The organism is Kribbella sp. NPDC043289 (assembly GCF_056436705.1).
The window spans coordinates 12,733-33,088 of the sequence record NZ_JBWKCB010000003.1; the positions used below are offsets into that span (position 1 = coordinate 12,733).

Consider the following 20,356-nt stretch of genomic DNA (forward strand, 5'->3'; position numbering starts at 1 on the left):
CGAAGAAAGATCTTGCCCGTTAGGAGCACACCGGTGCGGTCTTGCCCCGCAGTCCTACTGCCACGAGAGACGGGCTGGATCCCAGGTGCCAGTGGTTCGCTCGGCGTTGAGGATCTCGTCCAGGCAGGTGCTGCAGAAGGTCAGTGCAGCGTTGAGATCCCAGTATTCACGTCGGTACTCGGCGAACCCGGCGGCGGACCGGGGGAAGCCGACGACCCATTCCTCACTCGGCGCATGCACCTTGTTCGGCAGCGTCAGCTGGCGGCGGCCGGCTTCCCGCGCGAGGACCGTGGAGAGCCTGGCGGCGTCGAACGGGATCGCCGCAACGATCCGGACAATGTCGGCCAGATCGCGGTAGCGGGTCGATGCTTCGTTACCGTCCTGGCCGTGCCGTTCGTACAGAGCGCAGATCTTGTCGGCCAGGTGGTGTTCGATCGGAGTGGTGGGAACCGACGGCAGGTCTTGCAGGGTCTCGTGGTCGATGATCGGTTTGAGTGGCACATGATCGACCGCGGCATCGAGGTGTCGCCGGGTCGTGAGATCGATGCTGAAGGACTCGAACTCTCGACCGCCCAGCAAGGCCCGCGCCTTCACCTTGGCGGTTTCGGCGCCATAACCATAGGGGTCGATCTCTCGCTGGACGGTCATCGAGTACAGCTCGAACTCGAACGGGTCTCCGTGATGCGGACGGCTGGACAGCTGCCGCAGTTCTGACAACGCGTCGTCGGTACTGGTCCACGGTGTCTCGCGAGCAAGATCGACATCCTGGGTGAATCGGCCGCCTCCGGTTCGGATCAGTAGCGCGTTGCCGCCCAGTAGCACCCACGGAGCGTCGGAGTCCTGAAAGATGCGGCTGAGGAAGATCGTGAAGATGTATTGCTTGCGGATCGGGTCAGCCGCGACGCCGCGGCTCTTGGCCTCGCTGGCCAGCTTGGCCCCCAGGGACTGTCGCAGCCGGTTCGCTTCCAGCTGAGTCAGCGGTTCCGCCATCGTCGATTTTCCTGTTCTGCCGACGTGCGGCATCTCGTGTTCCGTCAGGATGCGCTGCATTGACGACGTGTTGAGTCGCCGAGGAGAAGTCGATCCTTTGTCCCAATTCGCGAAGTTTCTCGTCAACGGCCCGGCTGACGATGTCTTCGAGCTGGGGCGCGAGTGCCCGGAAGAGCTTCTCTCGCAACTCAGGGGGCGCCACCTCCAGCAGTCCGGTGTCAGGTCGGTAGCCAACTGCCTTCAGGAGTTCTGCGAGCAAGGCGTGGCCGTCCGGAGATCCGAACCGCTCGGCCGCCGGCTCGAGCGCCTGTAGGAGGGAACCGGACGTGGCGTCGGTGGTGGCGACTGCATCGCGGACCACTGCAGCGAGGTGGTCGAAGTCGGTACCGCCGGTGGCCAGGTCGTTGACGGTGCGCGCGACGGAAGTCACCGGCAGCCCATCGACCCGCGCGACATCTGCGTCCGGTAGGTCCTGCTTGCGATACCGGATGTCCGGCTGCGTGGTCTGCCGACGTACTGCGGTAGTGAACTCGTACTTGGAAGCCAGCACATCACCGAGGCCGTGCACGGCTGCTGCGGACTCACCAGACACCACGGCCAGCTTCTGGTTGCCCGCCGGCTGGCTGGCGGTGGCTAGCCAGGCTGCGCGCAGCCCCTGCAATGGTCCGGTGTCGGCGGAAGGGAGTGCGTAGACGCCATGACGAACACGCTGCACAGTTCCGCGCTCGGCAAGGCGGGAAAGATGCATCTTGGACACACCTGCCTCGTGGGCCTGGGCCGTCGTCACCAGTCCCCACTGGCTGGAACCAACCAGTTCCAGTGACTCCAGCACGTCAACCGCACGCATCATTCTCACCTCCTTGCTCTTCAAGAGTAACATCAATGCGTTACTTTCGAAGCTCTACAGCGATGAGTACGTCACTTTTCAAGTATCCAGGCCGCTGCATGAGGCGATCGGCCAGGTCCGACCGGCCGCCGGTCGGTAGGGTCTGAGGTACGGCGTCGCACTTCCGTCAAGAAGGTCGACCCACCGCCTGCTCCGCACGCCCGACCGGCCAAGCTGCTGACCAGATCGGCACAGCTCAGGGTCGCCTCACGACTGGTGAATTGAATGGCTCTGTCTGAACTGGATGTCGAACGCGTACAGCGATGGTGCGCCACACGGGTTCCGGAGCACGCTCGCGACCAACTGCGTATCGAGTGCGAAGTCGCCCCACGCCACCTGACACTCGTTGAGCGGCGCCCGCCCTGGCACGACGACATCCAGGCGGATTGGACCAGCTCCGCAATCGCTCGCTTGCGCTACAACGCCACTGACAAGTCCTGGACCTTGTACTGGGTCGACCGACACCAGCGCTTCCATACCTACGACAGACTCGCCCCATCGCAGAGTGTCGACGACCTACTGACCGAGATCGACCGCGACCCGACGAGCATCTTCTGGGGATGACCGCGATGGTCGGCCAAGTTGGTCGGTCGTGCATCCCTCTGTGCCTTCATCTTCCTAAGCAGTGCGTCGCATGTTCGAACTGGCCTCTCACCAGAGGTCGAGATCCGCGAACTCCTGGTCCAGGGCAGTTGCGGCGGAGGGGTTGTGGATTCGGCGGCCCATGTAGACGTCTTGGGTTATGGAGACTTGGGCTTGGCCTAGGTGGTCGGCTATTTGGCGGGCGGATTGGCCTCGGCGGTCTAGGGCGGTGGCGGTGGTTTTGCGGAAGGTGTGGGATCGGATCCAGGTCAGAGCGTCTGAGGGTGAGGGTTGGGCTGCCTGGTCGACTTGGGCGTTGAGGGTGGGCGATGCGTCGAGATTTATGCGGTAGGTCTTGACGAGGGTGGCTACGAGTTCGCGGTCGAGCTTGATGCGGCCGGTCTCGATGAGCTCGAGTCTGGTCTTTGGCCAGCCGAGTTTCGTGGCGACCTGTTTGCGGGTGAGGCCGGCTTGGAGGCGGGCGGATCGGAGGGTCTCGCCTAGGTCGCGGCGGGCGGTGCTGGCTACGGGGGACAATGCGCGGCGGAGGGCTCGGCGGACGTTGGACGGGTCACGGAAGCCTCCGAGCGAGTCGGCGAAGATGGGGTCGTCGAGGCTCACGCCGGCTGCGTGGCGGCGGCGGAGCATGGTGATGGCCCAGTCGGGCAGGGGTAGGGCACGTACGCCTGCTCTGGACTTCGGGGCCTTGCGGATCAGGCCTTGGCCTGGGACGCGAACAACGGTGTGAGTGATTTGGACGGTGCCAGCTTCTAGGTCAACCTGCGACCACAGAACCGCGAGAGACTCGCCGATTCTGACTCCTGTTCCGAGCATGAAGAGGACCAGGTCCGGTAGGTCGGCGTGCCGGGCGGCTTCATCGGTAGTCAACTGTTGGCGCAGGATGGCGATCTCTTCGGTGGTCAGCGCTCGGGGCGGGTCCTTTGGACGGGCCTCGACTGCTTCGACCTCGCGGACCGGGTTGACGGTCAGGGCGCCGTACCGGACGGCGAGCTGCATCATCCCGGAGATGACCGCGCGGCAAGTCTTCGCGGTGGGGCGGCCGGCGTTGCGCTTGATGGTTCCGATCACTCTGTCGATGCGTGGTGTGGTTGCCTCGCCGATCAGGAGTTCGCCGAGGGCGGGCCGTACGTAGTTCTTGATGGCTGTGCGGTAGGTCGTCAGCGTCGTCGGTGATCGCCGGCCGTCTTCGATGCGTTCCTCTAGCTTCTCGATCCAGAGGTCGATGAGGTCGTTGATCTTGTCCGTCGGGCTCAGCTCGCCGTACTGCGTGATCTTTGCCCGGTCTCGCAGCTTCGTGAGTAGGCGATGCTCGGCTGCGCCCTTGGTCTTGGCGGACGCGGTGACCTCACGGGTATGCCCGTCGTGGTCACGGAAGTACGCGGACGCGCGCCAGGAGACCACCTTGCCGTTGCTGTCCTTCCTCTCAGCGCGGGATCGGACGTTGCCCCACGTTCCGATCGGAAGGTGCGGTCTGCTCATCTCAGCCCTCCACAGTCCACCAGCACGTGGCAGCTCAACGGCTGGGCGAGCCGGAGATCGGACGAAACGAGAACAGTGCGACAGGATGCGATACGTCGCTCAGCAACGCGCCAGCCAGCTGGCTGCGCGGAGCCGCCGATCCTCCTCAGACGGGCATGTATCGGCCGCTCGGAGTATTGGCAGAGTTTGCGCAGACCCGACTTTCGCGGCCGAGGCGCCGAACTGCGCCTGACCTGCGGAAACTTGTGGGCCCCGTGGGACTCGAACCCACAACCCGCGGATTAAAAGTCCGCTGCTCTGCCAATTGAGCTAGAGGCCCCTGAGGGGGTGAGGGAACAGTGTGTCAGGTTTGGCGGGGGTTTGCTTGGGCGGGGTGAGGGAGCGGGGGTGACCCTCTTGGCGCTTACGGTGTGTAGTTACGTGGTGGTCGGTGGTGACGTCGGGGTGGGTTTCGGCGTTCTGCTTCCTCGGGGGAGGACAAGGCGATGGGTTTCCGGATCCGGTTCGGGTGTGTTGATCTGGCGCGTACGACGATCTGTCGGGAGCCGGATCCGTTGTGGGAAGTGCTGCTCGGGATGCACATGGTGCAGACCGATGACGAGCCGGAAGTGTTCGGGGCGTGGCGGCAGCGGACGCGGGCGCGGTTGACGCCGCTGGAGCGGGAGTTGCTGGTGCTGGCGCCGCCGGTCGGCTACTCGCCGGATTTTCTGACGCCGGCGGAGACCGTCGACGGGCTGGAGGCGGGTCTCAGCGCGATCGCGGCGACTCCGCAGGACCAGCTCGAGAGTGAGCTCGGACTGCTGGCGGATCAGGAGCAGGTGCGGTTGCCGAACTGGACCCGTCGCCTCGCGGCCGGCGATCCCGCAGTACTGGCGAAGTTGTGTCATGGGCTGCGGCAGTTCCACCGTACGCACATCGCGCCGCAGATGCCGATCATGACCGCGATGATCAGCCGGGACGTGAAGGTGCACAGCGATACCGTGACGACCGGCGGGTTCGAGTCGCTCGCGGGCACATTGCATCCGGTGCTGCAGTGGGAGCCGCCGTACCTGCATGTCGATATGGGGCATGTCGATCTCGACCGGGATCTCGACGGGCGCGGGTTGCGGCTGGTGCCGTCGTACTTCTGCTGGCGGCATCCGATCATGCCGGCCGATCCGGAGCGTACGCCGGTCCTCGTCTACCCGGTGCACCACGACCCCGCGTGGGCCGAGCGGTGCGTCGATCCGGAGCGGGCGGTCGCCGACCTGCTCGGGCGGACGCGGGCCGCCGTACTGCGGACCATCTCGAAGCAGGCGTGTTCGACCAGCGAGTTGGCTGCCCGCGCCGGGATCTCGCTGGCGTCCGCGAGTGAGCACGCCCGCGTCCTGCACCGCACCGGCCTGGTGACGACCCGCCGCGCGGGCGGCGCGGTCCGGCACACGATCAGCCCGATCGGGGCCAACATCCTCACTGGCGCGCAATTCTGAGGCTTGCGAGTCTCTGAGCGCGGCTGGTACAGATCGGTGTTCGCCCGGGAGGTCCGGGCGCTGACAATCCCGCCGCGGGGGGAACCGACGGCGGGTTGGGGGGACAAACGTGTCTTTCTTCCGTGCTGCGCTGGTTCCGGTCGCGTGTCTGGCCGTCGGCGCACTCGCTGCCGGTTGTGGAGCGGACTCCGGTACGTCGACAGTCGGCGAGCCGGCCGCCATCGCTACCGTCCACGTCACCACCACGCTGACCGCGACACCCACACCGACACCCACAGAGACACCCGCAGGCACACCCACTGGGCCGGCGACGAGCACCACCGCGCCGGCCAAGATCGCCAGCGTCACGCCGGCGAAACCCAAGACCACGACGAAGGAAGTCGTGGAGTTCAGCACGATCCCGTTCAAGAAGAAGACCGTCACCGACAGCTCGCTGCCGAAGGGCGAGCGAACGGTCCGCACCACCGGCGTCAACGGCACCCGCCGCCTGACGTACCGCGTCACGTTCGTGAACGGCGTACAGACGACCAAGCACCTGCTCCGCGAGGAAGTCGCCAAGCAGCCGCGGACCCAGATCACCGTCGTCGGTACCAAGGTCGACGAACCGAAACAGTCCTCGGGCTGCGACCCGAACTACTCCGGCTGCGTCCCGATCGCCAGTGACGTGGACTGTTCCGGCGGGAGCGGCAACGGACCGGAGTACGTCGACGGCCCGATCGAGGTCATCGGCACCGACATCTACCGCCTCGACTCCGACCACGACGGCATCGCTTGCGAGTAAGCCCGCCGAGGTGAGCCGCAGCAGCACATCACCTGTTGCGGCTCACCGCCACATCGAGCTCGAGTACGACGTCCGCCCGCACCAGCGCGGTCGTGAACACGTTCCAGTTCACGTCCCACTCCTGCCGATCGACCGTCAGCGCCGCCGTGAAACGCCCCGCCTCGGTCAGCTCGAACGGTACGGTCACCGCCCGCGTCGTACCACGGATCGTGAGCTCACCCGTCACGTCGTACCGCCGCTCCGACACCTGCACAACATCCGTGGACACGAAGGTCAGCACCGGGTACGTCGCCGCGCCGAAGAAATCCTTGCGCAACTGCGCGTCCCGCCGCCGGTCGCCCGTCTCGACACTCGCCACCCGCACGGTGAGCCAGGCCGAGGACGCCGCGGGATCCGCGCTGTCCAACCGAACCGCACCGTCGAACTCCGCGAACCGCCCGCGTACCTTGCTCCCGACGCGATGCGCCGCCAGGAAACCGATCCGGGTCCGTTCGCCGTCGAGTACGTACTCTCCCTGCAACTCCGCGAGCTTCGTCATACCCGGTACGACGGGGCAGCGCGGCGAACTGTCAGCCGATCACGCCGGTGGTGATCCGTCGCGGGGTGATGTCGAACATCGAGTCCTCGGGCGGGTCGGCCAGGTACGCCGCGCGGAACTCCTCCGGCAGGTACTTCACCACCATCGCGTTCAGCAGGTCGTCACTGAGCGGCAGCAACCGCGCCTCGCCCTGCATGTTGAGGTACTTCGCGGTCGGGCCGTCGGCCGTCTGGACCGAGAGCGACAGGCCACCCGAGCCGGTCCGGTGCAGTCTCGCCTTCTTCGACTTGGCCGGCGTCATCACCTGGAACTTGTTCTCGCCCGGCAGGTGATGGAACCAGACCGGCGTCACATGCGGCGACCACCCCGGGTCGTCGATCGCCAGCACGGCCACCAGCGGCTGCGCCAGGAACTCGGCTGCTTCCTTGTCATCCATCGTTCGGAACCCCATGCACCGACCATTCCACGGCCCACCGACATTTAGGATCGGCCAACAACGAGGAAGGGACCGGAGGTGCTGACCTACCTGCTGAACTCGCAGGACCTGGCCGATGTCCGGTTCGCGGTGTCGCCGGTCGCGGAGATGGTGCTGTCGATGCGCGCGCTCCGGGATCCGGGCCGCTTCCCGCTGCAGCTGGGCTGGGTGCGGGCCGTGCAGCCGCAGGTCGCCGACCTCGACTGGACGGTCCTGCGCCGGCTCGTCAACGACACCATGGGCAGCCCCGATTTCCTGACGCCCCGCCCCACCTCGCCGCTCACCCAACTCACAGACGAACTGGACGTGATCGCCTCCGTGGACCGCGCCACGTTCGAGCGTCAGATCGTCGCGGTCAACGGCGAACTCCCCGACGACCTGACCGTCGACAAGGTCGTCGAGGTACTACGCCAGTACTGGGACGCCGTGATGGCGCCGTACTGGAACCGGATGCGGACGCTGCTGTCGGCAGACATCAGCTACCGCGGTCACGTCCTTACCCAGCACGGCACCGGCGCGATGCTCAACGACCTCGGACCCGCGATCAGCTACGCGGACGGCGAGCTCAAGGTCGACCGGGTAGCGAACCCGAGCCGGACCGAGGCCGTCGACGGTCGCGGACTCGTCCTGCAACCAACGCTGTTCGGACCGCACGCGGTCATCCCGTTCGATCCCGGCGCCGATCCGCTGCTCGGCTATCCACCGCGCGGTCAGGCGAACCTGTGGTCGGTCGTCGAGCCACCGTCCCGGCAAGATCTCGCCCAGTTGATCGGTACGCCGCGTGCGCGCATCCTCGAGCTCCTGACACATCCCCGGACGACGACCGATCTGGCCGGCGAGCTCCGAGTGACACCGTCCGCAGTGAGTCAGCACCTTCAACTGCTTCGTCGTACCGGCCTCGTCGAACCGCAACGGACCGGGAAGCAGGTGCTCTACCGGCCGACCGAGCTCGCCGCTCTGCTGACCGGAACCGATCTCGCCTGAGCTGTTGACAGCCCGATCACCCACAGCGATAGTACAAATCGATTTGTAACGTCGTGGCAGCCGACGTCTCACCCCACACCGCCCTGATTCAAGGAGTCGGCATGAGACGTACCCTTGCCCTCGTTCTCGGAGTTCTCCTCCTCGGCATCGGCACCATCGCCCCCGCCCACGCGGCGACCCTCGCCCTCACCCCGATCACCCTCGGAAACGTGTTCACCGACGGCCAGTCGGTCACCGTCGGTCTGAGCACCGACGCCGCGTCCGTCACCTGGTCCGCCGCCGATGTCAACGGCACCGTGGTCGCGACCGGAAGCCAAGCAGCCGCGAGCACTCTCCAGGTCTCGGTCACCAACCGCGGCTGGTACCAGCTCACCGTCCAGGCGGGTACGCTGACCGCCAAGACCACGTTCGCGATCCTCAGCCCGCTCAGTACGGCGTCGGTCGCGGGCCTCACCACCAACCGCGTCGGTGACTTCGAGAACGCCGCGGAAGGCTGGACCTTCTACCCGGGCAGCGAGTTCCCCGGAGCCACCGGAAACTTCGCGCTGGACAGCACCGACAACCATTCCGGAAACAGTTCCGGAAAGCTTTCCGGAAACTTCAGCGCCGGCGGCGCGTACGTGAGCGTGAACCGCACGGTTCCGTCGGTCGCGGCCACCAGTCTGAGTTTCTGGGCGAAGTCGCCGAACCTCTCCTTCCTGACGTTCCGCATCACCGACTCGACCAACCAGGTGCACCAGCAACGCCTGACGTTGTCGGGGGCAACTGATTGGCAGCCGCTGACCGTCAGCCGGTTCGACGGCGGCAAGCAGTACGTGCACTTCGGTGGCGCGAACGACGGGGTCTGGCACGGTCCCGCCAAGCAGATCGAGGTCGTCCTGGACAAGGGCGCGATCAGCGGCGCGACCAGCAGCAGCGTCAGCCTCGACGACTTCACTCTGAACGCCCTCGCGAGCACCCCGACGACACCGCTCGGCGACTACGACAGCGCCGCCGAGGGCTGGTCGTTCTATCCGGGCAGCGAGTTCCCCGGAGCGACCGGCGGCCTCGCTTACGACACCGCTTCCCCGCACGCCGGCGCCCAGTCCGCCAAGCTCAGCGGCGACTTCACCGGTGGCGGCAACTACGTCGCGCTGCAACGCAATCTCGTCCCGATCGACCTGAAGTCCCTGAGTCTGTGGGTGAGGACGAGCCAGATCAACGCGCTCGGGCTCCGCATCACCGACGCGACCGGTCAGGTCCACCAGCAGCGCCTCACCCTGACCGGCTCCACCGCGTGGCAGCAGCTCACCGTCACCCGCTTCGACGGTGGCACCGGATACCTGCACTTCGGCGGCGCCGACGACGGCATCTGGCACGGCCCCGCCAAGGCGATCATGCTGACCCTCGACAAGAGCTCCATCATCAACGGGGGAACGTCGGCCAGTGCCAACGTCGACGCGGTCGCCGCGACCACGGCCCCGACGTACCAAGGAACCGGAACGCATTTCGCGCAGTCGTGGAACCCGGACGTGATTCCGCTGGTGAAGCAGTCAGGCGCCGGGACCGCTCGCGACGAGGCCTACTGGCAGGACATCGAGACGACGCAGGGCACGTACTCGTTCCCCGCGAAGATCACCAACTACCAGCAGGCGTTCCAGAGCAACGGTCTCGACCCGTTGCTGATCGCCGATCGCGGCAACCCGTTCTACGACGGTTTCAAGCCGCCGACCACCGACGCCGGCCGCACGGGTTTCGCGAACTACGCCGACAAGGTCGCGACGCAGTACCCGCAGATCAAGAACATGGCGGTCTGGAACGAGTGGGACATCAACGGTGAGGGCGCGGCGTACCAGACCCCCGAGGCGTACGTCGCGTTGCTGCAGACAACTTATACGAAGCTGAAGGCGAACCACCCGGGGTTGACCGTGGTCGGCGGCAGTGACACCGACGTGACGCAGCAGGCCTGGTTTCAGCAGTTCTGCCAGCTCGGCGGGCTGAAGTACCTCGACGTGGTCTCCGTCCACCCGTACAACTTCCTGCACGCGCCCGAGAGCCTCGGCACCTTCATCGATCAGGTGCGCGCGACGATCCGGCAGTACAACGGTGGCGTGGACAAGCCGATCTGGATCACCGAGGCCGGCTGGTACACCGGCTCCGGCAGCGCCGCACCGGTCACCGAACCGACGCAGGCGATGTACATGGCCCGCGCGATGCTCAACGTGCCCGGGCACGACGTCGACCGGTTCTACATGTACGACTTCAAGAACGACGGCATCGACCCGGCCGCGCAGGAGAACAACTTCGGCCTGATCCACCACGAGACCGATGCCCTCGGCAAGTACACCCCGAAACCGTCGTACGTCGCCTACGCGACCGCCGCTCGTCAGCTCCGCGGCGCGACGTTCCTCGGCAAGGAGTTCCCGGGCAACGGCCTGATCGACCAGGTCTACGCGGCCAACGACGGTACGCCGTTCCGCGCGATCTGGGCCGCGAGCGGGTCGAACACGACCGTGACGGTGAACGCGACCGGACCGGTCCAGGTCACCAGCCTCTACGGTCTGTCCAGCACATTCACTCCGGACGCCAACGGCCAGATCAGCGTGACGGTCGGCGTCTGGCCGACGTACATCTCCGGTGCGACGGTGACCTCGGTGACGACCCCCTAGGCCGAGTCACGGCGTACCACTGACGGCGCGAACAGAATGCGCTGCGGCCGGCTGGGGGCCGTCCCCTCCAGCCGGCCCAGCAGGACGCGGCCGACCGCCCGGCCCTGCTCGCGGGGATCGCCGGAGACCGTGGTCAGCGACGGCGACACCAGCGCGGCGGCCTCGATGTCGTCGAAACCCATCACGGCGACGTCGTCCGGGACCCGCAGGCCACGGTCCCGGACGGCGTCGAGGGCACCGATCGCGACCATGTCGTTGGTACAGAGGACGGCGCGGGGCGGTCGCGGCAAGTCGAGGAGCGCGTGCAATCCCGCCGTACCGCCGGCGCGGGAGAACTCCTCGCGGACGATCAGCTGCCGAACGAAGCGGAGACCAGCGGCGGCGAGTGCCCGGCGGTACCCCTGGACGCGATCAGCCGGTGGACCGTCGCCGGCCGGCCCGGTGACGAAGCCGATCCGCTGATAGCCGCGGTCGATCAGGTAGCTGGTCGCGAGTTCGCCCGCGGCGAGGTCGTCGGACGACAGTACGTCGATTCCCGGCGCGGCCCGGCGACCGCCCATCAGCGCGACCGGGATCCCGGCGGCGACGGCGGCCGCGACGTCGGCGGCCTTGCTGTAGTACCCGGCGAAGACCATCGCGTCGACGCTGCGGGTGACCATCCGCGCCACCAGGTCCCGCTCGGCCCGCGGTTCGCCGTCGGTGTTCCCGATCAGCACCTGGTACCCGGGCTCGCTGACGACATCGAGCAGCCCGCGCGCGACCGACGGGTAGAACGGGTTCGTGATGTCCGGCACGATCAGCGCGATCGTCTGCGTCCGCTGGGTCCGCAGACTGCGCGCGACCTCGTTCGGCTCCCAGCCGAGCTCGTCCATCACCGACCGCACCCGGGCCTGCGTCGCTGCGGACACCGGCCGCCGCCCCGACAACACGTGCGAGACCGTCGTCGGACTCACCCCGGCCCGCGCCGCGACGTCCGAGATAGCGACCCGCCGACCAGCAGCCACGACCCTCCTCGGGACAGTTCAGAGCACGATACTGCGTTAGCTTCCACGGAAGCCGTGAGTTAGAGTCGAACCGTCCGCGGGAGCTCGCAGGGAGTGGGCTGAGAGGGTGACCGGACCGTCACCGACCGCCGAACCTGAATCGGGTAATTCCGGCGTAGGGAGGAGAGCGATGGAATCCGTGTGGGTGAACGGTACGGCGGTCGACGTACCGGCCGACAAGTCGGTGGCCGAGCTGATCACGGAGTACTCCGATCGCGCCACCGGGATCGCGGTGGCAGTGAACCAGAACGTGCTGACCAGGGCCGAGTGGGCGCAGACCACGCTGCGGCCCGGCGACCGGGTCGAGATCGTCAGCGCGACGCAGGGAGGCTGAGATGGACGACCCGCTGGAGCTCGGCGGCCGCACGTACACGTCCCGCCTGATCATGGGGACCGGCGGCTCGGCCAATCTGGAAGTGATGGAGGAGGCGTTGATTGCCTCCGGCACCCAGTTGACCACGGTCGCGATGCGCCGGCTCGGCACCGGTCACGAGGGCTCGGTGCTCGACGTGCTGAAGAAGCACAGCATCGACGTACTGCCGAACACGGCCGGCTGCCACACCGCCGCCGAGGCCGTACTGACCGCGAAACTCGCCCGCGAGGCGCTGGAGACCGACCTGATCAAGGTCGAGGTGGTCGCCGACGACCACCTGCTGCTGCCGGACCCGGTCGAGCTGCTGGACGCCGTGGACGCCTTGGTGGCCGACGGTTTCACCGTGCTCCCGTACACGAACGACGACCCGATCCTGGCCCGCCGCCTCGAGCAGGCGGGCTGCGCGGCCGTGATGCCGTTGGCCGCACCCATCGGTTCCGCGCTCGGCATCCGCAACCCGCACAACATCGCGCTGATCGCCGAGGCCGCGAACGTCCCGGTGATCGTCGACGCCGGCATCGGTACGGCGAGTGACGCCGCGCTGGCCATGGAGCTCGGGTGTGCCGCGGTAATGCTCGCGACTCCGGTGACTCGTGCGGAGAAGCCCGCGCTGATGGCCGCCGCGATGCGCGACGCCGTCTCCGCGGGCCGGAACGCGCGTCTCGCCGGCCGGGTGCCGCGCCGCTGGCAGTCGGCGCTCGCGTCCTCGCCTACAACTGGGTTGCCAGCGTTTTAGCCTCCGCCGCGTCGACCGCCCGATCCAGCAAGAGGGCGGTCAGCGACAGCTGCAGTTCCTGGTTCGGCTGCAGCACCAACGGCTTGTCCCAGGCGAGCGCCGGGCATGCACCGACGTACTCGCCGGTCCGCAGGAACCACGGCCGTACGTCGTCGTGCTGCAGCAGGAGCAGCGTGACGTCGCCCTGAACGAACGCGAGCCAGGGGCTGGTCGAGCCGAACGCGGCGTCCAGACCGTCGCCGTGGTCGGTCAGCACGGTCGTCTCGGCGGACGGCAGTCGCCAGAAGAGTCCGCCGTACGCCGCTCCCGCGCGGCCGTTCGTCGCGGGGCTCTCGATGCGGATGGGGCCGTAGCGCGTGGTGAGGACGCTGCGCCAGTCGAGTCGCCAGCCGCCGACGGCCAGGTCGCCCGTGAGGCGCCGGCGTTCGACGAGCTGCGGCCGGCCTTGCTCGTCGTACCAGGTGATGTCGTCGTTGAGCGTCCGGCCGTCCTCGATGGTGACGCCGCGGCTGCGCTGCTGGCCGTGGTTGGTCAGCAAGGACGGGCCTTGTCCGCGGACGTAGGTCCGGCCGCCCCAGTGCGAGGTGCCGTTGACCTGCGGGACCGCGAGCGAAACGCCGTAGTGGTGCCGGTGGTCGACCGGACTGACCTCGGTCAGCGGATGGCCGCCGAGCGTGCGGACGGGATGCAGGTACGGCCGCGGGGCATGCACCTGCGGCATCCGCCGGCCGAACTCGTACCGCGCGAGCAGCCCCGCGTCACTCTCGAGCGCGAAGATGTCCCCCTGCTGCTGCCAGCCGACCTGACCCGCCGGACGCGCGCCCTGCAACCGCGGCTCCTGCGGCACCGGCCCGGTGCTCGCCCGCACCGCCAGCCGCAGCTCGGGTACGTCGTCCGCCGCGTCGCTCGGCGCCTCGATCGACGCGTGCAACCGCTGCCACGCCAGCTCCCCGAGATCCTTCTGCGGGACCCGAACCGTGGTCAGCGACGGTACGGCGAACCGGGCCAGCCCGATGTCGTCCATCCCGGTCACCGACAGATCGGCCGGTACGGCGACCCCGACCTCGTTGAGCCTCGCCAGCAGCCCGAACGCGACCAGATCGTTGAACGCGACCACCGCGGTGGCATGCGAGTCGAGCACCGGCTCCACCGCGGCGTACCCGTCCTCGATCGAGCGGCCGCACTCCAGCCGGACCAGGTCCAGCCCCGGGATCTCCCGCTCGGCGATCTCGAGGGCCTGCAACCGCAGCGCGTTCGAGGCGCTCGCCGCCGGACCGGACAGGAACGCGAGCCGGCGATGCCCCAGCCCGACCAGGTGATCGACGACGATCCGGACGGCGCGGCCGTAGTCGACCACCACCGACGAGACCTCGGGCGGGCCCTGGCGATTGACCAGGATCACCGGTTGCACCTGCGGCAGCAGCTCGCGCAGGCGCTCCTGGTCCAGCCGCGGCGAGACCATGATCAGAGCGTCGCAGCGCCGGCGCGCCTCGATCGCGATCGCCGCTTCGGCCGCCGGGTCCTCGTCGGTCTCGGCGACCAGCACCTGGTACCCGGCCGCCGCGGAGGCGTTCGTGATACCGCGGAGGATCTGCTGGAACAGCGGGTTGCCGAGGTCCGGGACCACCAGCGCGACCATGTTCGTCCGCCCGAGCGACAGGCTGCGCGCCAGGTCGCTCGGCCGGTAGTTCAGCCGATCCGCGGCGGCGCGCACGCGGGCGACGATCTCGGGTGCGACGCTGAGTCGCCCGTTCATCACCCGGGACACGGTCGCCCGCGACACCTCCGCCGCCCGCGCGACGTCGGCGATCGTGATCGAGTCCTTCGGCGTCCGTCCCACAGCGACATCTTCTCCCGTTGGAAAGCGGTTTCTCAACCCCGGTCCACGGTATATCTGGTGCATGAGCGAGCTGGAATATCCCGAGGCCGACGGTGTTGCTCCGGGCAACGGTTACAGCCACGTCGTGACCGGGCACGGACAGTGGGTGGCGATCTCCGGGCAGGTCGCCCTGGACGCGGACGGGAAGTTCGTCGGCCTCGGTGACCCCGGAGCGCAGGCCGAGCAGGTCTTCGCCAACCTGCAGGCGTGCCTGACGGCCGCCGGCGCGACCTTCGAGAACGTCGTGAAGCTGACGTTCTTCGTCACCGACATCGGTTACCTGCCGGCCGTCCGCCCGGTCCGCGACCGCTACATCCCCGGCCCGAAGCCCGCGAGCTCGGCGGTCCAGGTGGCCGCCCTGTTCAGCCCGGACGCCCTCCTCGAGATCGAGGCGTACGCCGTCATCTGAGCAGGTCGACTAGCGCAGCAGGTCGACGGCGACCCGGGCGGCCTCACCGATCGCGGCGTCCACCCGCGGCTGCCGGAAATCGCCGCGTGCGGCCAGCGTGTAGACCGCGATCGCGAACGCGGCCCCACCCGGCAAGGTGACCACGCCGACCTCGTGCCGCAGCGCGCCGAACGTGCCGGTCTTCCCCGCGACACGCACCTCGTCGTGCGGGAAGCCGGACGCCAGCCGGTGCAGGAAGATCTGCCGATGCATCGTGGTCTTCAGGTAACCGGTCTGCTCCGGCGAGAGCAACTCCCCCGCCCACAGCCGCCGCAGCAGGAACGTCATGTCCCGCGCGCAACTCGCCGACCCGTTCGCCGCTTCGTACACCCCGGCCGGATCGGTCCGGTCGTTGTCCGCGAGTACGGCGAGCGCCGCGTCCGGGTCGTGGGCGCCCGTACGGCGTTGCAGGTCCCGCAGGTTGCCCGCCGAACCCCGCCGTACCCAGGTGCGACGCAGGCCGAAGGACTGCAGAATCTCGGCCAACCGCCGGAGCCCGACGATGTCCAGGAGGGCGTCGGCCGACGCGTTGTCCGAGACAGTCGCCATCGACAGGGCGAGGTCGCGCAACGACACCGTCACCGCGTCCGCGAACGCCGACAGGCCGGTCGGTCCGGCCGTCCGCGCCGACGGCTCGAGCGTCACCCGCTCGCGCGGATCGAGTTCCCCGAGGTCCACCAACCGGCAGAACCCGGCGAGCAACGGCAGCTTGTACACCGACGCCATCGGCACGACGGCATCCGCGTCGAGCTCGACCGTCCGCTCGGGCTCGTCGAGCGACACCGCGTGCATCCAGCCACGGACGCCGGCGTCCTCGAAGATCCCGCGGATCCGGGCGCTCATGACGCCACCAGCGCTTCGGTGAGCTGCGCCATCACGTCGTTCGGGCGGAGGAACGGCGTCCGCGTTCGCGACCAGACCAGGCGGAGGCGGAGCGGCAGCGGGTCGTCGGCGAGGCGACGGCGCTCGACCCCAGGCGCGGTCAGCCCCGGGTCGGCCGTCACCACGATCGCCTGACCGGCGGCCGCCATCGCCAAGCCGGCCCGCTCGTCGGTCACCACGACCGTCCCGCCATCGGGCCGATGCAGCGCCAACGTGTCCAGGAACAGGTCCCGCGCCGCCGGCGCCTCGGCCCGCGGCCGTACTGCTACCGGCAGCCCCTTCAGCTGGCGCAAAGCCACAACGTCGTCCTTCGCCATCGACGCAGGCACCAGTGCCCAGGTCGGCAGCAACGACACCGGCCCCGCCTCTAGCCCATCCAGTACGGCGGGATGCTGCACGGCGGCCAGCGTCAAGCGGCCCGTACTCACCTGATTCACCAGCGAACTCGTCGGCGCGGTCACGACCGTCACGCGGCTGCCCGGAATCACCGCCCCACACGCCGCGGCCACCGCCGCGCCCGCCGACGGCGGAACCTCTGGCGCGAGCCCGATCCGGATCTCCGGGCCCTCCGGATCACGCGCGACCGCCGCCTGGTGCAGCTCCTCGATCGACGTCAGCGCCCGCCGCGCGTACGGCAGCAGGGCGGCCCCGGCCGGCGTCAACTCGACCCGGCCCGCGCCGCGTTCGAACAGCTTCGCCCCGACCAACGCCTCCAGTCGGCGCAGCCCCTGGGACAACGGCGGCTGCGTGATGCCGACAACCCGCGCCGCATCCCCGAAGTGCTGCTCCTCGGCCAGCGCAATGAAAATCTGCAGATGCCTCTCAGTCAGCATGGAACCTGCTGACCTGCGGTTATATCTCCAGACAATCGCCTCATGCTCAAGAGCATATTCGACAGGGACGTTCACCCTCGCCTTGACTGCAGGTCCAGGGACGACGAGAGGAGACAGCGTGAAGGTGAGTCGGAGAGGGATGTTGACCGGTGCGGCGGCCGTCGGAGCGGCGGCGGTCGGGGCAGCCAGTGTGGTCGGTCTCGAGGGCCGCAGCGAAGCCGCCACGACCAACAGCGAGCGGAAGCCGGTCGAGCTGACCTGGTTCGGGAACCACGCCTGGCAGATCCGCTGCGGGAAGAGCGTCGTGCTCACGGATCCGTGGCTGACCCGGTTCCACACCGGGACGTTCACGCCGGAGGGCGCGGACCCGAAGACCAAGCTGGTGATCGATCGGAAGGTCATCGACCGGCACCTCGGCGCGGCGGACGCGATCCTGGTCCACCACGGGCACTACGACCACATGACCGACGTACCGTATGTCGCGCAGAAGACCCAGGCGACCGTGTTCTGCACCGAGACGCACGCGAACCTGCTGCGCGCGATGAAGACGCCGGACGACCTGCTCTCACCGGTCCGCGGCGGCGAGTACCTCCCGTTCGACGGCTTCACGATCGAGGTCTTCCCGTCGCTGCACTCCTGCGGCGGCAAACGCCACGACTACGCGTTCCCGGGCTACCGGTACGCCGTCCCGCCGCGCCCGCGGGTGATCGAGGACCTGGTCGAGGGCGGCACGCTCGCCTTCGTGATCACGATCGGCGGCCTGCGCATCCTCAGCCTGAGTACGGCGAACTTCGACCCGAACGCCCTGCGCGACCTGCAGGTCGACGTGGTCCTCGCGGCGCCGGGTGGCGAACCCGGCATCACGGACCGGCTGCTGCGGACGATCAAGCCGGTCAAGAAGGTGATCGCCACGCACTGGGACGACTTCGACAAGCCACTCGCCGAGCCCGGCGTCCCGTGGACCGACCTGACACCGCTGCGGACATCGGCCGAGAAGACGGGGGCCGAGTTCGTCATCGTGGATCACCTGCAGAAGATCACGCTTTGACGCGGTAGTGGTACCGCGACGCGGTGTGGAACCCGAGCCGGTCGTAGAGGGCACGGGCCGGCGCGTTGCTCTCGACGACCTGGAGCCAGACCCGGTTCACGCCGAGAGCTGTTGCCTCCTGCAACAAGCCGTGGATGACCGCCTGGGCGAGGCCCTGGCGGCGGTGCGCCGGGTCGACGGCGAGGCAGTACAGCCCGGCCCAGTCGTCGACCAGCGCGAGCCGCCCGATCGCCTTGACCGGATCACCGGACGGGATCACGGCGTACAGCGCGCGGACGCGGTTCAGGATCTGCCGGGCGGCGGCCTGCGCAGCAGATCCGCCGCGGCCGTCGACGGCCCACCAGAAGTCCATCCAGGAGTCGTTGGGCGCGGCGGATATATTCACCGGCGCCGTCGGCTCGGCGAGGTTCGCGAGGACGTCGGCGACCTCGGCGCACATCACCAGCGTCGGGTTCCGGACCTCGTAGCCGCGCGCCGCGAGCCGGTCGTCGAGGTCACCCGGCTGCGCCGCCGGACCGACCTGGAAGGACGGTGCGATGTCGTGCGCGGCGTACAGGTTCTCGACGTAATCCAAGGCGCGGCCGAGGTCGAACGGGGCACTCGCGGGCAGCACCGAGTTGGCACGCAGGGTCACACCGGCGTTGTGGCGGACCAGCCAGCCGTCGAGTTCGGTGCTGTGGGCTGCGGGCCAGCCCTGGTTCATCAGGGAGTCGATGCGAGCTGCGGCGATCACTCCACCAAGAGTAGAACTGGCCGAATCAAATTGCAATGAAATGGATAGTTATTCATCAGCCGCGGAGCGCGGCAACCACGTCCGCGAGCAGCTCGATGCCCTCGACAACGTCCTTCCGCGTGAGCGACCCGTACCCGAACACCAGCCCGGCCGGCCCCGATCCGGCGACCCAGTACGGCGCCAGCCCGTACACGCCGAGCCCGCGCTCCCGCGCCGCCGCCTGCAGCGCGTCCTCGGTCAGATCGGGCGGCAGCCAGGTCATCACGTGCAGCCCGGCTGACACCCCGACCGGCTCGAGCTCCGGTACGCGCGCGGCCAACCGCTCGACCAACGTGTCTCGCAGCGCCCGGTACCGCGGCCGCATCCGGCGCAGGTGCCGGTCGAACTCACCCCGCGCCACAAAGTCCGCGAACGCCAACTGATCGAACACCGGCGACCCACGGTCGTCCATCAGCTTCGCCTGCGCCATCGGCTCGACCAGCCAGGACGGCAGGATCAGCCAGCCGAGCCGCAGCCCGGGCGCGAGGGTCTTGCTCGCCGTCCCGGCGTACGCGACCCGATCAGGCGCGAGCCCTTGCATCGCACCGATCGGCTCGCGGTCGTACCGGTATTCCGCGTCGTAGTCGTCCTCGATCACCAGCCCGTCGCGCGCGGTCGCCCACGCGATCAGCGCGGCCCGCGTCTCCGCCGACGCCACGGCCCCGGTCGGGAACTGATGCGCGGCCGTCACCAGGACGACGTCCGCACCCGACGCCTCCAGCGCGGCAACATCGATCCCCGACTCCAGCATCGGTACGCCGATCACCTCGAGTCCCGCCGCGCGCGCGACGTCCCGCAGGTCGTTGTCGGACGGGTCCTCGACCGCTAGCCGCCGACGACCCTGCGCCGCCAGCACCTGGAGCAGCAAGCGCGAGCCCTGCGCGAACCCGTTGCAGATCAGCATGTCCTCCGGGCGCGCCGCCGTACCGCGGACCCGGTTGAGGTAGTCGGCCAGCGCCGTCCGCAGCTCGATCGTCCCGCGCCCGTCGATGTACGCCAGACTCCGGTACGGCGTCTCGTTCAGCACCCGGCGTATCGATCGCAGCCAGGCCGCGCGGGGGAACTGGGAGACGTCCGGGCGGCTGTAGCGGAAGTCGATCCGCGGTGGCCCGCTGATGGACTTGAGGGCGGCCGTCGGCCCGACCACGGCGATGTCGGCGACCTGCGTGTACCCGCCGCCGCGGCTGACGAGGTACCCCTCCGCGACCAGCTGCTGATAGGCCTCGACGACCACGCCGCGGGACAGGCCGAGGTCCTGCGCGAGGGCCCGGGTGGACGGCATCACGGTCTCGGCCCGCAGCAGGCCGACCCGGATCCGGGTGCGGATCCCGCTCTCGAGCTGCTGGTGCAGCGGGACGCCGCTGTCACGCTGGAGCTCGACGAGGAGTTCGCCGGCTCCGGAACTGGTCCTCATTCGGCTCACACAACTGGACCTTATCGAAGGACCGCTTCGCTGTCAGGGTGGTGAACACCGACCGACGAGGAGTTG

General features: G+C 68.4%; 20 protein-coding genes and 1 tRNA gene. 9 read left to right on the top strand and 12 right to left on the bottom strand.

Annotated elements, in window-relative coordinates; genetic code table 11:
• Window positions 1-54 precede the first annotated feature (54 nt).
• Both AC0662_RS18425 and AC0662_RS18430 read right to left on the bottom strand, forming a co-directional pair.
• Window positions 55-990, bottom strand: coding sequence for a nucleotidyl transferase AbiEii/AbiGii toxin family protein (locus AC0662_RS18425; RefSeq protein ID WP_478303400.1), 936 nt, complete (start codon window positions 988-990; stop codon window positions 55-57).
• Window positions 893-1,840 (bottom strand): type IV toxin-antitoxin system AbiEi family antitoxin domain-containing protein, encoded by a 948-nt coding sequence (locus AC0662_RS18430; RefSeq protein ID WP_478301963.1) that lies wholly within the window; start codon window positions 1,838-1,840, stop codon window positions 893-895. The genes AC0662_RS18425 and AC0662_RS18430 overlap by 98 nt, the downstream gene beginning before the upstream one ends.
• A gap of 261 nt (window positions 1,841-2,101) precedes the next feature.
• Between AC0662_RS18430 and AC0662_RS18435 the strand changes: the two genes are divergently transcribed.
• On the top strand, window positions 2,102-2,440 hold the full coding sequence (locus AC0662_RS18435; RefSeq protein WP_478301965.1) for a DUF3024 domain-containing protein: 339 nt from the start codon (window positions 2,102-2,104) through the stop codon (window positions 2,438-2,440).
• 87 nt (window positions 2,441-2,527) lie between these two features.
• Here AC0662_RS18435 and AC0662_RS18440 read toward each other — a convergent pair whose 3' ends face one another.
• The gene (locus AC0662_RS18440) at window positions 2,528-3,958 is read right to left on the bottom strand and encodes a helix-turn-helix domain-containing protein (RefSeq protein ID WP_478301967.1); all 1,431 of its coding nucleotides are present in this window, start codon (window positions 3,956-3,958) and stop codon (window positions 2,528-2,530) included.
• Between the two features lie 246 nt (window positions 3,959-4,204).
• Window positions 4,205-4,277, bottom strand: a tRNA-Lys gene (locus AC0662_RS18445).
• Between the two features lie 166 nt (window positions 4,278-4,443).
• Here AC0662_RS18445 and AC0662_RS18450 point away from each other — a divergent pair.
• Both AC0662_RS18450 and AC0662_RS18455 read left to right on the top strand, forming a co-directional pair.
• Complete coding sequence (locus tag AC0662_RS18450; RefSeq protein WP_478301969.1) at window positions 4,444-5,427, top strand: ArsR/SmtB family transcription factor; 984 nt, start codon at window positions 4,444-4,446, stop codon at window positions 5,425-5,427.
• Between the two features lie 109 nt (window positions 5,428-5,536).
• Entirely contained in the window at window positions 5,537-6,208 is a 672-nt protein-coding gene (locus tag AC0662_RS18455; RefSeq protein ID WP_478301971.1) for a G5 domain-containing protein, read from the top strand.
• Window positions 6,209-6,236: 28 nt separating this feature from the next.
• Here AC0662_RS18455 and AC0662_RS18460 read toward each other — a convergent pair whose 3' ends face one another.
• Both AC0662_RS18460 and AC0662_RS18465 read right to left on the bottom strand, forming a co-directional pair.
• Window positions 6,237-6,746, bottom strand: a complete 510-nt coding sequence (locus AC0662_RS18460; protein ID WP_452197237.1) for a YceI family protein — start codon at window positions 6,744-6,746, stop codon at window positions 6,237-6,239.
• A 31-nt stretch (window positions 6,747-6,777) separates the two neighbouring features.
• A complete protein-coding gene (locus AC0662_RS18465) occupies window positions 6,778-7,182 on the bottom strand; it encodes a pyridoxamine 5'-phosphate oxidase family protein (protein WP_478301973.1) in 405 nt (134 codons plus the stop codon).
• Window positions 7,183-7,260: 78 nt separating this feature from the next.
• Here AC0662_RS18465 and AC0662_RS18470 point away from each other — a divergent pair, with 78 nt between their 5' ends.
• On the top strand, window positions 7,261-8,205 hold the full coding sequence (locus AC0662_RS18470; protein WP_478301975.1) for an ArsR/SmtB family transcription factor: 945 nt from the start codon (window positions 7,261-7,263) through the stop codon (window positions 8,203-8,205).
• Between the two features lie 101 nt (window positions 8,206-8,306).
• The gene (locus tag AC0662_RS18475; RefSeq protein ID WP_478301977.1) at window positions 8,307-10,853 is read left to right on the top strand and encodes a glycosyl hydrolase; all 2,547 of its coding nucleotides are present in this window, start codon (window positions 8,307-8,309) and stop codon (window positions 10,851-10,853) included.
• Here the strand turns inward: AC0662_RS18475 and AC0662_RS18480 are convergent.
• Window positions 10,850-11,857, bottom strand: a complete 1,008-nt coding sequence (locus AC0662_RS18480; protein ID WP_452197233.1) for a LacI family DNA-binding transcriptional regulator — start codon at window positions 11,855-11,857, stop codon at window positions 10,850-10,852. The two genes, AC0662_RS18475 and AC0662_RS18480, sit on opposite strands and share 4 nt — an antisense overlap.
• Window positions 11,858-12,026: 169 nt before the next feature.
• Here AC0662_RS18480 and thiS point away from each other — a divergent pair, with 169 nt between their 5' ends.
• Window positions 12,027-12,230 carry a sulfur carrier protein ThiS gene (thiS, locus tag AC0662_RS18485; protein WP_478301979.1) on the top strand — a complete coding sequence of 68 codons (204 nt, stop codon included), beginning with the start codon at window positions 12,027-12,029 and terminating at the stop codon, window positions 12,228-12,230.
• Between the two features lies 1 nt (window position 12,231).
• Window positions 12,232-13,005, top strand: a complete 774-nt coding sequence (locus tag AC0662_RS18490) for a thiazole synthase (RefSeq protein ID WP_387766253.1) — start codon at window positions 12,232-12,234, stop codon at window positions 13,003-13,005.
• Here the strand turns inward: AC0662_RS18490 and AC0662_RS18495 are convergent.
• On the bottom strand, window positions 12,980-14,845 hold the full coding sequence (locus tag AC0662_RS18495; protein WP_478301982.1) for a DUF6807 family protein: 1,866 nt from the start codon (window positions 14,843-14,845) through the stop codon (window positions 12,980-12,982). The two genes, AC0662_RS18490 and AC0662_RS18495, sit on opposite strands and share 26 nt — an antisense overlap.
• Before the next feature lie 61 nt (window positions 14,846-14,906).
• Between AC0662_RS18495 and AC0662_RS18500 the strand changes: the two genes are divergently transcribed.
• Window positions 14,907-15,293 carry a RidA family protein gene (locus AC0662_RS18500; protein ID WP_478301984.1) on the top strand — a complete coding sequence of 129 codons (387 nt, stop codon included), beginning with the start codon at window positions 14,907-14,909 and terminating at the stop codon, window positions 15,291-15,293.
• Window positions 15,294-15,302: 9 nt separating this feature from the next.
• On the opposite strand, the gene AC0662_RS18505 is transcribed toward AC0662_RS18500, so the two are convergent.
• Together AC0662_RS18505 and AC0662_RS18510 are read right to left on the bottom strand one after the other, a co-directional pair.
• Window positions 15,303-16,175, bottom strand: coding sequence for a serine hydrolase (locus AC0662_RS18505; RefSeq protein ID WP_452197229.1), 873 nt, complete (start codon window positions 16,173-16,175; stop codon window positions 15,303-15,305).
• Entirely contained in the window at window positions 16,172-17,047 is an 876-nt protein-coding gene (locus AC0662_RS18510) for a LysR family transcriptional regulator (RefSeq protein WP_452197228.1), read from the bottom strand. Before AC0662_RS18510 ends, AC0662_RS18505 begins: the two co-directional genes overlap by 4 nt.
• 124 nt (window positions 17,048-17,171) lie before the next feature.
• Here AC0662_RS18510 and AC0662_RS18515 point away from each other — a divergent pair, with 124 nt between their 5' ends.
• Window positions 17,172-18,095 carry an MBL fold metallo-hydrolase gene (locus AC0662_RS18515; RefSeq protein WP_478301986.1) on the top strand — a complete coding sequence of 308 codons (924 nt, stop codon included), beginning with the start codon at window positions 17,172-17,174 and terminating at the stop codon, window positions 18,093-18,095.
• On the opposite strand, the gene AC0662_RS18520 is transcribed toward AC0662_RS18515, so the two are convergent.
• Window positions 18,085-18,828 (bottom strand): GNAT family N-acetyltransferase, encoded by a 744-nt coding sequence (locus AC0662_RS18520; RefSeq protein WP_478301988.1) that lies wholly within the window; start codon window positions 18,826-18,828, stop codon window positions 18,085-18,087. The two genes, AC0662_RS18515 and AC0662_RS18520, sit on opposite strands and share 11 nt — an antisense overlap.
• Before the next feature lie 55 nt (window positions 18,829-18,883).
• On the bottom strand, window positions 18,884-20,281 hold the full coding sequence (pdxR, locus tag AC0662_RS18525; protein ID WP_478301990.1) for a MocR-like pyridoxine biosynthesis transcription factor PdxR: 1,398 nt from the start codon (window positions 20,279-20,281) through the stop codon (window positions 18,884-18,886).
• Window positions 20,282-20,356: the final 75 nt, after the last annotated feature.

Bases quoted from the DNA above. Each gene is read 5' to 3' on its own strand.
- AC0662_RS18505 (WP_452197229.1), bottom strand. From the start codon at position 16,175: ATGAGCGCCCGGATCCGCGGGATCTTCGAGGACGCCGGCGTCCGTGGC.
- AC0662_RS18425 (WP_478303400.1), bottom strand. From the start codon at position 990: ATGGCGGAACCGCTGACTCAGCTGGAAGCGAACCGGCTGCGACAGTCC.
- pdxR (WP_478301990.1), bottom strand. From the start codon at position 20,281: ATGAGGACCAGTTCCGGAGCCGGCGAACTCCTCGTCGAGCTCCAGCGT.
- AC0662_RS18500 (WP_478301984.1), top strand. From the start codon at position 14,907: ATGAGCGAGCTGGAATATCCCGAGGCCGACGGTGTTGCTCCGGGCAAC.
- AC0662_RS18430 (WP_478301963.1), bottom strand. From the start codon at position 1,840: ATGATGCGTGCGGTTGACGTGCTGGAGTCACTGGAACTGGTTGGTTCC.
- AC0662_RS18440 (WP_478301967.1), bottom strand. From the start codon at position 3,958: ATGAGCAGACCGCACCTTCCGATCGGAACGTGGGGCAACGTCCGATCC.
- AC0662_RS18510 (WP_452197228.1), bottom strand. From the start codon at position 17,047: ATGCTGACTGAGAGGCATCTGCAGATTTTCATTGCGCTGGCCGAGGAG.
- thiS (WP_478301979.1), top strand. From the start codon at position 12,027: ATGGAATCCGTGTGGGTGAACGGTACGGCGGTCGACGTACCGGCCGAC.
- AC0662_RS18465 (WP_478301973.1), bottom strand. From the start codon at position 7,182: ATGGATGACAAGGAAGCAGCCGAGTTCCTGGCGCAGCCGCTGGTGGCC.
- AC0662_RS18450 (WP_478301969.1), top strand. From the start codon at position 4,444: ATGGGTTTCCGGATCCGGTTCGGGTGTGTTGATCTGGCGCGTACGACG.
- AC0662_RS18435 (WP_478301965.1), top strand. From the start codon at position 2,102: ATGGCTCTGTCTGAACTGGATGTCGAACGCGTACAGCGATGGTGCGCC.
- AC0662_RS18490 (WP_387766253.1), top strand. From the start codon at position 12,232: ATGGACGACCCGCTGGAGCTCGGCGGCCGCACGTACACGTCCCGCCTG.
- AC0662_RS18460 (WP_452197237.1), bottom strand. From the start codon at position 6,746: ATGACGAAGCTCGCGGAGTTGCAGGGAGAGTACGTACTCGACGGCGAA.
- AC0662_RS18475 (WP_478301977.1), top strand. From the start codon at position 8,307: ATGAGACGTACCCTTGCCCTCGTTCTCGGAGTTCTCCTCCTCGGCATC.